This window comes from Streptomyces sp. NPDC052682 (assembly GCF_040678435.1).
Lineage (GTDB): Bacteria > Actinomycetota > Actinomycetes > Streptomycetales > Streptomycetaceae > Streptomyces.
On sequence record NZ_JBFATS010000021.1, the window covers coordinates 113,220 to 122,247 of the forward strand.

Sequence of the window (9,028 nt, forward strand, 5' to 3'; positions counted from 1 at the left end):
ACACCTTCCCGCGGGCCGGTACCGCCCCCGCACACGGCCCCCCCCCCGGGCCCCGCCCCACCGCCGCGACCACTCCCTCCCACGGCTCCGGGAACAACGACCCCCCGAGAATCCCGATCAACTGGTACGTCACGGCCCACGCCAGACAGGCCGGCAGATTCCCCCGGGCGAACCTGCGCAGCGGCCACTTGGCCAGCAGGCACGCCAGCATCACCGGGATCCGCCCGGCTGGCACCAGCCGCGACAGCACCAGCACCGCGACCCCGTGCCCGGCCAGCTTCTGCTGCGCCTGCGCCAGCCGGTCCTCCGGCGCCCGCGCCCGCAGCGCCTCCAGCCACCGCGACCCGTTCTTCGACGCCATCCCGCGCCGCCCCAGCCAGTACAGCGCCCCGTCCCCGCAGAACGCGGCCAGCGACGCCGTCACGAACACCAGCGCCAGCGAGAACGGCGCCGTCTGGTGGAAGGCGACCACCGCCGCGGAACTCACGATCGCCCCCGTCGGCACCACCGGCACCAGCGCCCCGATCAGCACCAGCAGGAACAGCGACGGGTAGCCGATCGCCTGCTGCGTGGACTCCGGAGCCACCCCTGCCGGGGCCAGGGCCAGCACGGCCACGGGGGACAGCGGCGCAGCGGACGGCGCCACGGCGGCGGACCACGTCACCGCGCGACCTCCAGGCGCACGCTGTCGCCCTGCCTGAGCTTGTGCACCGTCACGCCCGGCGCGTACCGGGCCGCCAGGCGCGCGAACTCGTCACCCGGCGCGTGGAACTCATGAGGGCGCACGGCGTCCATCCCGATCGGCCAGTACGTGCCGTAGTGCACCGGCACGGCACAGCGCGGCGCCAGCTGCGCCAGCGCCTGCGCCGCGCGCCCCGCGTCCAGGTGCCCCTCACCCAGGTACGGCCCCCAGCCGCCGACCGGCAGCAGCGCCACGTCGACCGGCCCGACCTCCTTGGCCATGTCGTCGAACAGGCCGGTGTCCCCGGCGAAGTACGTGCGGGCCTCGCCCTCGACGACGTACCCGAGGGCGGGGCAGCGGTGCGGGCCGAACGGCAGCCGCCGGCCGTCGTGCCGCGCCGGCACCGCCCGTATCACGAGGTCGCCGACGCGGACCTGGTCCCCGGGCGCCACCTCGGTCACCCGCAGATGCGTGAGCCGGCGCAGCCCCGGCACGGCACCCGGCGCGCCCCGGGGCACGAGCAGGCGCGTGCCCTGTTCCAGCCGCGCCAGCGACGGCACGTGCAGGTGGTCGGCGTGCAGATGGGACACCAGCGCAACGTCGGCGTGCCGGGCGCCGGGCGGCGGCAGCGCGCCGCGCCGGCGGCGCAGATGCGCGAGCCGGCGCGCGAACAGCGGATCGGTGAGGACGCGTACGTTCGAATCCCGCACCGCGCAGGTCGCATGACCCCACCAGGTGATCTCCACCGGCACCTCTTCGCCTCCTTCGCGCGACTCCCCCGAAGCCTACGGGCAGGAGTAGGGTCGGCGGCGAAAACCGGAGGTGAGGGGGACGCCATGGGGCCGGTCAGGGTGACGGCGATCGCGAGTCTGACGCCGCTGGAGGAACTGGACGCCGATCCGTTCCTGGTGGACTCCCGCAGCCAGCACGCCATGTGCGCCCGCTGGGCCGCCGAGCGGGGCTACGTCGTCAGCCGCGAGCTGCTGGTGAGCGGCCTGCGGCCCGACCACGGCGCGCTGTGGGACGGGGTCCGGCCCGGAGTGGACATGTTCGTGGCCCCCAGCCTGAGGGTCCTGCGCAGCGCGTTGTCGTCCGTGGAGGAGTTCACCGCGGAGTGCGCACGGCGCGGGGTGCGCGTCGAGACGGTCGGGCAGGCGGAGCCGTCGTACGACGCGGCGATGAAGGCCTGCGTCCATCGCAGACTGTCGATGCCGACGGCCGGGTACGACGGGCGTTAGCCCGCCGCCGGAGGCGGCCCGGGCTGGATGCCGGGCCCGGCAACCGGGGCGGTTTGGCCCGCCAGCCGCCGGGCAGCCGGTTGCTTCGGGAGTCTTTCGGGCGGCTGACCGGGAGTTGGGCCGGGCTCCGGGACCGTTCCGAGAGCCGAGGGCCCTCGGACCCGGGGGCGGGAGACGGCCAGGAGCCGGCCCCAACCCCCGGCGAGCGGCGCGGAGACGGCCGGGAGCCGGCCCTGAGCCCCGGCGAACGGCCGAGGGCGGCCGGGGCGCCGTCCGGGAGTGCCCGGGTGGAGCGGCCGGGAGGCCTTCCGGGAGGTGCCGGGTAGGCGGGACGCCGGCCGGGAGGAGCCCGGGCAGGGGCGGCTCGGGAGCGCCCCGAGGTGTGGCCCGGGAGCCCGGAGAGGCACCCGGCGCCGGGGACGGCCGGGAGCCGGCCATGAGGCCCGGCGAGCGACCCAGAGAGGCCGGGACGCCGTCCGCGAGGCGTCCGGGCGGAGCCGCCGGGCTGGCCGTCCTGGAGGTGCCCCGGGCGGAGCCGCCGGGACGTGGTCCGCGAGGCGCTCAGGCGGAGCCGCCGGGACGCGCCCGGCGGAGCCGCCGGGACGCCATCCGGAAGGTGCCCGGGCGGAGCCGCCGGGACGTCGGCCGGACGCCTCCCGGCGGCGGCTCGGGGAGCCCCCGAGGTGCACCCCGGGAGCCCGAAGAGGCACCCCGCCTCTTCGGGACGAAACGATTCCCCCGGCCGTTGTGGCAGGGTGAGTACGGGCCCGTACCGACGGCGGGCCGGGACGTGAGGTGGGCTGCGTGCGGGACGGGCGTTGGCGGCGGGCCGCCAGTCAGGTCGGACGGAGCGTCGCCGTGTGGGCGGCCTCCACGCTCACCATGCTCGTGCTCGCCGGCCTGCTGCCCGACTTCCGGCTCCGCTCGGCGGACGGCGACAGCGCCACCGACATCGCGGTCACCGCCGCGTCCGGCGCCGGCGCCTTCGGCCTGCTGTCGGCGCTGGTGTGGCCGCTGCTCGTCCGGCTCCTGCTGCTCGTCCCCGCGCTCGTCCTCGGGCTGCTGGTGTTCTTCCTCAACGGCGCCCTGCTGCTGCTCGCGTTGCGCCTCAACCCCGCCGAGCGCGGCGGCGCCGCCGCCTGGGAGACCGCGGTCGTCGTCGCCGCCGTGATGTCCGCCGTCGCCTCCGCCACCGGCGCCGCCCTGGCCGTGCGCGACGACGACGCCTACCGGCGCCGCCTCTACCGGCTCGCCGACCGCCGCAGGCGCAGGTCCGCACCGTCCTGCCCGGCCACCCCCGGCACGGTCTTCCTGCAACTCGACGGCGTCGGCCACGACGTGCTCACCGACGCCGTCGGCCAGGGCCTGATGCCCACCGTCGCCCGCTGGCTCGGCGCCGACGGCGCACACCGCCCCACCCACCGGCTCACCCCCTGGCGCACCGACTGGTCCAGCCAGACCGGCGCCAGCCAGCTCGGCATCCTGCACGGCAGCACCTTCGACGTGCCCGCCTTCCGCTGGTACGAGAAGGACCGGGGGGAGGTCGTGGTCTGCAACCGCCCGACCAGCGCCGCCGAACTCCAGCGCCGCGCCGCGCGGCACGCCGGGCACGACGGACTGCTCGCCGTGGACGGCGCCAGCCGCGGCAACCTGTTCAGCGGCGGCGCCGGCGAACAGGCCCTGGTGCTGTCCGTCGCCGCCCGCCGCAGCCGCCAGAACCGTTCCCGCGCGGGCTACTTCGCCTACTTCTGCGACCCGGCCAACGCGGTGCGCACCGCCCTGTCCTTCGCCGCCGAGGTGGGCCGCGAGATCGGCCAGTCCACCCGGGCCCGGCTGCGCAAGGAACGCCCGCGCGTCTCACGCGGCGGCCTCTACCCGCTGGTGCGGGCCTTCGCGACCGTCGTCGAACGGGACGTCGTGGTCGCCGCGGTGATGGGCGACATGCTCGCCGGGCGCACCGCCGTCTACGCCGACCTCGTCGCCTACGACGAGGTGGCCCACCACTCCGGCCCGTTCAGCAAGGACGCCGAGAAGGTCCTGGAGCGCCTGGACCGGTCCCTCGCGCTGATCGAGAAGGTCGCCGAGCACGCCCCGCGCCCGTACCGGATCGTGGTGCTGTCCGACCACGGGCAGAGCCCCGGGGAGACCTTCCGCGCCCGCTACGGCCTCACCCTCGGCGACCTGGTGCGGGCCGGCTGCGGGCTGCCCGTGCCGCGCAAGGCGCAGCGCACCCGCAGCGGCACCGAGGCCCGCGCGGCCGTCCGCGCCGCCCTGCGCATCCCGGTCGAGGAACGCGGCGAGCAGCACCGCCCGGCCCGCCGCTCCGAACCGATCGTGCTGGCCTCCGGCAACCTCGGCCTGGTCTCCTTCCCGGACGTGCCGCACCGGATGAGCAAGGAGGAGATCGACGCCCGCCACCCCGCGCTGCTGCCGACCCTCGCCAACCACCCCGGCATCGGCTTCCTGCTGGTGCGCAGCGAGCGGCACGGCGGCGTGGTGCTCGGGGCGTACGGCGCGGAGATCCCCCTCGACGACCTCGACGAGAACCCGGGCCCGCTCGCGCCCTTCGGGCCGGGCGCCGCCGACCTGGTGCGCCGGACCCACACCTTCCCGCACACCGCCGACATCATGGTCAACTCCTTCTACGACCCGGCCGACGGCGAAGTCCTCTCCTTCGAGGAGCAGATCGGCTCGCACGGCGGCCTCGGCGGCGCCCAGGGACGCCCCTTCCTGCTGTCGCCCCTCACCTTCTCCGCGCCCGCCGGCGAGGGGGCGGAACTCGTCGGCGCCGAGCACGTCCACCGCGTCCTGCGGCGCTGGCTGCGCGAGTCGGACGGCCCGCAGGTGCCGCTGGAGGCCGGACAGGACCAGCGCGCCGCCTGAGCGGACCTGCGCGGCCGCCGGGCCGCGCCCGGGCGGGAAATTCGGCTGCGCCGCCGCCGTCGTACGCCCACACTGAACCGCATCCGGCCGCGCACACCCGCGCGCCCGTGCCCCACCCCTTCCCCCGAGGAGCCCCTGCTTTGCAGGCTGCCGTCACCGTCACCCCTGCCCGCCTCCCGGATCTGCTGCTCGGCCTCGCGACCGTACGGCCGGTGTTCGTCTGGGGCGCCCCCGGCATCGGGAAGTCCTCCCTGGTCAGGGAGTTCGCCGAGTCGCTGGGACTGGAGTGCGTGAGCCTGCTGGGCACCCAGCTCGCACCCGAGGACCTGATCGGCGTCCCGCAGATCCGCGACGGGCGCTCGGTCTTCTGCCCGCCGCAGACCATCGCCCGCGACGAGCCGTACTGCCTGTTCCTGGACGAGCTCAACGCGGCCACACCGGACGTGCAGAAGGCGTTCTACTCGCTGATCCTGGACCGCCGTGTCGGCAGCTACGAACTGCCCAAGGGCTCGGTCGTCATCGGCGCCGGGAACCGCGCCACCGACAACGCGCTCGCCCGGCCCATCGCCTCCGCCCTGGTCAACCGCCTCACCCACGTGCACCTGGAAGCCTCCGCGAAGGACTGGCTGACCTGGGCCGCGAGCAACGGCATCCACCCGTGGATCGTGGACCACCTCACCGACCGGCCCGACCACCTGTGGTCCAGGCCGCCGAAGACGGAGGAGCCGTTCTCCACGCCCCGCTCCTGGCACATGCTCTCCGACGCGCTGCACTCCTTCGGCCGCGACCTCGACGAGGAGACGCTGAAGGTCCTCGCGCACGGCACGCTCACACCCACCCACGCGACCGCCTTCTGCGGCTACGTCAAGATCGTGCGCAGCCGGTTCGGCATCGAGGCGATCCTCAAGGGCGACGCCCGCTGGCCGCACCGGCTGGAGGACCGGGACCTGCTGTACTACCTCGCCGAGTCCTTCCGCGGCCGGCTCGTCAAGGAACTCCCGGCGAGCAAGGAGCACATGTCGGCGAGCGGCCGGCAGACCGCGTACCGCGCCAAGTCGCTGCTGGTGCAGCTCGCCGAGATCTCCGTCGAGGTCGCCCAGAGCGTCATCGCCTCCGACGCCGACGGCAACCCGGTGCTGCCGGCCTGGTTCCTGGTGGAGGCGGCGCGCGACATGCCGCGGCTGGTGGAGGCGCGCCGGTGAGCCGGGGCGGGAAGAAGCAGCCGAAGAAGCGCGACCTCGCGGCGGAGGCCTTCCGGGAGGGCCTGCGCATCGTACGGGCCAATCCCGCGCTGGCCACCGTGGAGTTCAGCGTCTGCCGCCACGAGGAGTGCCCCCTCGCGCCCCGTGACGGTCTCGTCCGCGCCGACTCCGACGGCGAACTCCACGTGGACCCTGACCGGATCGCCGACCCCGCGGCCTGGGCCTGGGCCCTCACCCACGCCGTCCTCCACCTCGGCTTCGGCCACCTCCCGGCGGCCAGGGGCGAGCGCGAACAGCCCGACCGGTGCGCGCTCGCGGCCCGCTGCGCCGTCGTCAACCGCTTCCTGCTCACCTTCCCCGTCGGGCAGGCCCCGGACCACCTGCCCCTGTCCTACCCGGACGGCGACGAGGAGCAGCTCGCCGCGCGCTGGCGGCGCAGCGGCATCCCGGCGGCGTACGAGCGCTGCGGCACGGCGGGTGCCGGGCCGGACCAGCTGCTGGTGCCGTGGGGGGACCGGTTCGGTCAGCCGCCGGACTGGCAGCTGGCGTTCGCGACCGCGCTGACCCGGACGGTGTCCACCGCGATGGACCTGGCCGGCGGCCGCCGCGACTCCATGAACGGCGAGCCCGTCGAGAAGAAGCCCTGGCAGTGGGCGCTGGAGTGGTTCGTCTCCTCCTATCCGCTGCTCGGCGGCATCGCGGCCGGCATCACCCTGGTGGCCGACGCCGAACTCGCCCGCGCGCACGGCATCTCCGTCGCCGCCGTCAACGCGGAGGCGGGGGAGATCTACCTCAACCCCCTGCGCACCTTCGAGCCCGAGGAGTGGCGGTTCGTCCTCGCCCACGAGATGCTGCACGCCGCCCTGCGCCACGGCGACCGCTGCGGCACCCGCGACCCGTACCTGTTCAACATCGCCTGCGACTACGTCATCAACGGCTGGCTGCGCGAGATGCAGATCGGCGACATGCCGGCCGGCGTGCTGCACGACCCGGAGCTGGCCGGGCTGTCCGCCGAGGAGGTCTACGACCGGATCGCCGGCGACCTGCGCCGCGTACGGCGCCTGTCCACGCTGCGCGGCAAGGGCGCCGGGGACATCCTCGGCGGCCCGCTGGGCTCACCCCGCGACTACGTCGACCTCGACGGGTTCTACCGGCGCGCCCTCGCCCACGGCCTGGACGCGCACCAGCGGCAGGACCGCGGCTTCCTGCCCGGCGGCCTGGTCGAGGAGATCCGCGCGCTGAGCCATCCGCCGCTGCCGTGGGACGCCCGGCTGGCCCGCTGGTTCGACGAGTTCGTGCCCCGCCCCGAGCCCGTACGGTCCTACGCCCGCCCCTCGCGGCGGCAGGCGGCGACCCCGGACATTCCGCGGGCCGGCCGGTACGTCCCGCCCGAGGAGATCGCCCGGTGCACCTTCGGCGTGGTCCTGGACACCTCCGGCTCCATGAGCCGCACCCTGCTCGGCAAGGCGCTCGGGGCCATCGCCTCCTACGCCGAGGCCCGTGACGTACCGGCGGCCCGGGTGGTGTTCTGCGACGCGGCGCCGCACGACGCGGGGTACCTGCCGGTCACGGAGATCGCCGGCCGGGTCCGCGTCCACGGGCGCGGCGGTACGGTGCTCCAGCCCGGCCTCGACCTGCTGCACCGTGCCGACGACTTCCCGCAGGGCGCGCCGGTGCTGATCATCACCGACGGCTGGTGCGACACCCTGCGGGTGCGCGGGGAGCACGCCTACCTGATCCCGCAGGGCGCCAGGCTGCCGTTCACCGCCAGAGGGCCGGTCTTCCGCGTGCGCTGAGCCGGAGTGTGATCGGATGGGGGACAGGAACCCGTCCCCGGGATTTCCGTCCATCAGTAACAGCCGTAATCCGAAAGGGATGCGTCATGGCAGCCACGCGCTCCGCACACACCGTGTGGGAAGGCAACCTGTTCAAGGGCAGCGGCGTCGTCACCCTCGACTCCTCCGGCATCCTCACCGATCAGCCGGTGTCCTGGGCGGCGCGCACCGAGGAGGCGAACGGCAAGACCAGCCCCGAGGAGCTGATCGCCGCCGCCCACTCCAGCTGCTTCTCGATGGCCTTCTCCAACATCCTCGACAAGGCGGGCACCCCGCCGACCCGGCTGACCACCTCGGCCGACGTGACCTTCCAGCCCGGTGAGGGCATCACCGGCATCCACATCACGGTCGAGGGCACCGTGCCCGGCATGGACGAGGAGGCCTTCCTCGCCGCCGCCGAGGACGCCAAGGTGAACTGCCCGGTCAGCCAGGCCCTCAAGGCCGTGCCGATCACGCTGACGGCGAAGCTCGCCTGACACCAGTCCCACCCACCCCGCCGCGCAGGACGCCCACCAGGGTGTCCTGCGCGGCGGCGTTCCGCCCCTGAGCACGCACCGGTGCCGGTGCGCGGGGGCCCGGCGGGAGCCGGCCACCCCCACGTGGCATTGACAACACGCCACTCAAGAATTGTGCTGGAGTTCCGGAGGTGCCCTGGCGGAAGGGGACGGCGATGGGACGTGCGGTCGGGATCGACCTCGGCACGACGAACTCGGTGGTGGCCGTCCTGGAGGGCGGTGAGCCCACCGTCATCAGCAACGCGGAAGGGGCGCGGACCACCCCGTCGATCGTGGCGTTCGCCAAGAACGGCGAGGTGCTGGTCGGCGAGGTCGCCAAGCGGCAGGCCGTGACGAACGTGGAGCGCACCGCGCGCTCGGTCAAGCGGCACATGGGCGACACGGGATGGCGCTTCCCGGAGCACGGCTCCGTCGACGGCACCCGCTACCGGGCCCAGGAGATCTCCGCGCGGGTGCTGCAGAAGCTGAAGCGGGACGCGGAGGCGTACCTCGGTGAGGACGTCACCGACGCGGTGATCACGGTGCCCGCGTATTTCGACGACGCCCAGCGGCAGGCGACCAAGGAGGCCGGTGAGATCGCCGGCCTGAAGGTGCTGCGGATCATCAACGAGCCGACGGCGGCGGCGCTGGCGTACGGGCTGGACAAGGAGAACGACCAGACGGTGCTGGTCTT

General features: G+C 74.7%; 8 protein-coding genes. 6 read left to right on the top strand and 2 right to left on the bottom strand.

Translation table 11 applies throughout. The annotated features are described in order from the left end of the window. A partial coding sequence (locus tag AB0K80_RS28715; protein WP_365674601.1) for a VTT domain-containing protein occupies positions 1 to 616 on the bottom strand: 616 nt, incomplete at its 3' end. Between the two features lie 44 nt (positions 617 to 660). Further along, positions 661 to 1,434, bottom strand: coding sequence for an MBL fold metallo-hydrolase (locus AB0K80_RS28720; protein WP_365674579.1), 774 nt, complete (start codon positions 1,432 to 1,434; stop codon positions 661 to 663). Positions 1,435 to 1,518: 84 nt separating this feature from the next. On the opposite strand from AB0K80_RS28720, the gene AB0K80_RS28725 reads away from it, so the two are divergent. The 6 genes from AB0K80_RS28725 to AB0K80_RS28750 form a co-directional block, all read left to right on the top strand. Continuing rightward, the gene (locus tag AB0K80_RS28725) at positions 1,519 to 1,920 is read left to right on the top strand and encodes a hypothetical protein (protein ID WP_365674581.1); all 402 of its coding nucleotides are present in this window, start codon (positions 1,519 to 1,521) and stop codon (positions 1,918 to 1,920) included. An 804-nt stretch (positions 1,921 to 2,724) separates the two neighbouring features. Continuing rightward, positions 2,725 to 4,803: a phage holin family protein gene (locus tag AB0K80_RS28730; protein WP_365674583.1), complete on the top strand. Its 2,079-nt coding sequence runs from the start codon at positions 2,725 to 2,727 to the stop codon at positions 4,801 to 4,803. Positions 4,804 to 4,943: 140 nt separating this feature from the next. Then, positions 4,944 to 6,005: a MoxR family ATPase gene (locus AB0K80_RS28735; RefSeq protein ID WP_365674585.1), complete on the top strand. Its 1,062-nt coding sequence runs from the start codon at positions 4,944 to 4,946 to the stop codon at positions 6,003 to 6,005. Beyond that, a complete protein-coding gene (locus AB0K80_RS28740; protein WP_365674586.1) occupies positions 6,002 to 7,801 on the top strand; it encodes a hypothetical protein in 1,800 nt (599 codons plus the stop codon). Before AB0K80_RS28735 ends, AB0K80_RS28740 begins: the two co-directional genes overlap by 4 nt. A gap of 86 nt (positions 7,802 to 7,887) precedes the next feature. After that, positions 7,888 to 8,316 (top strand): OsmC family protein, encoded by a 429-nt coding sequence (locus tag AB0K80_RS28745; RefSeq protein WP_365674588.1) that lies wholly within the window; start codon positions 7,888 to 7,890, stop codon positions 8,314 to 8,316. Positions 8,317 to 8,510: 194 nt separating this feature from the next. Then, positions 8,511 to 9,028: Hsp70 family protein (locus AB0K80_RS28750; RefSeq protein ID WP_365674590.1), on the top strand; the 518-nt coding region annotated here is incomplete at its 3' end.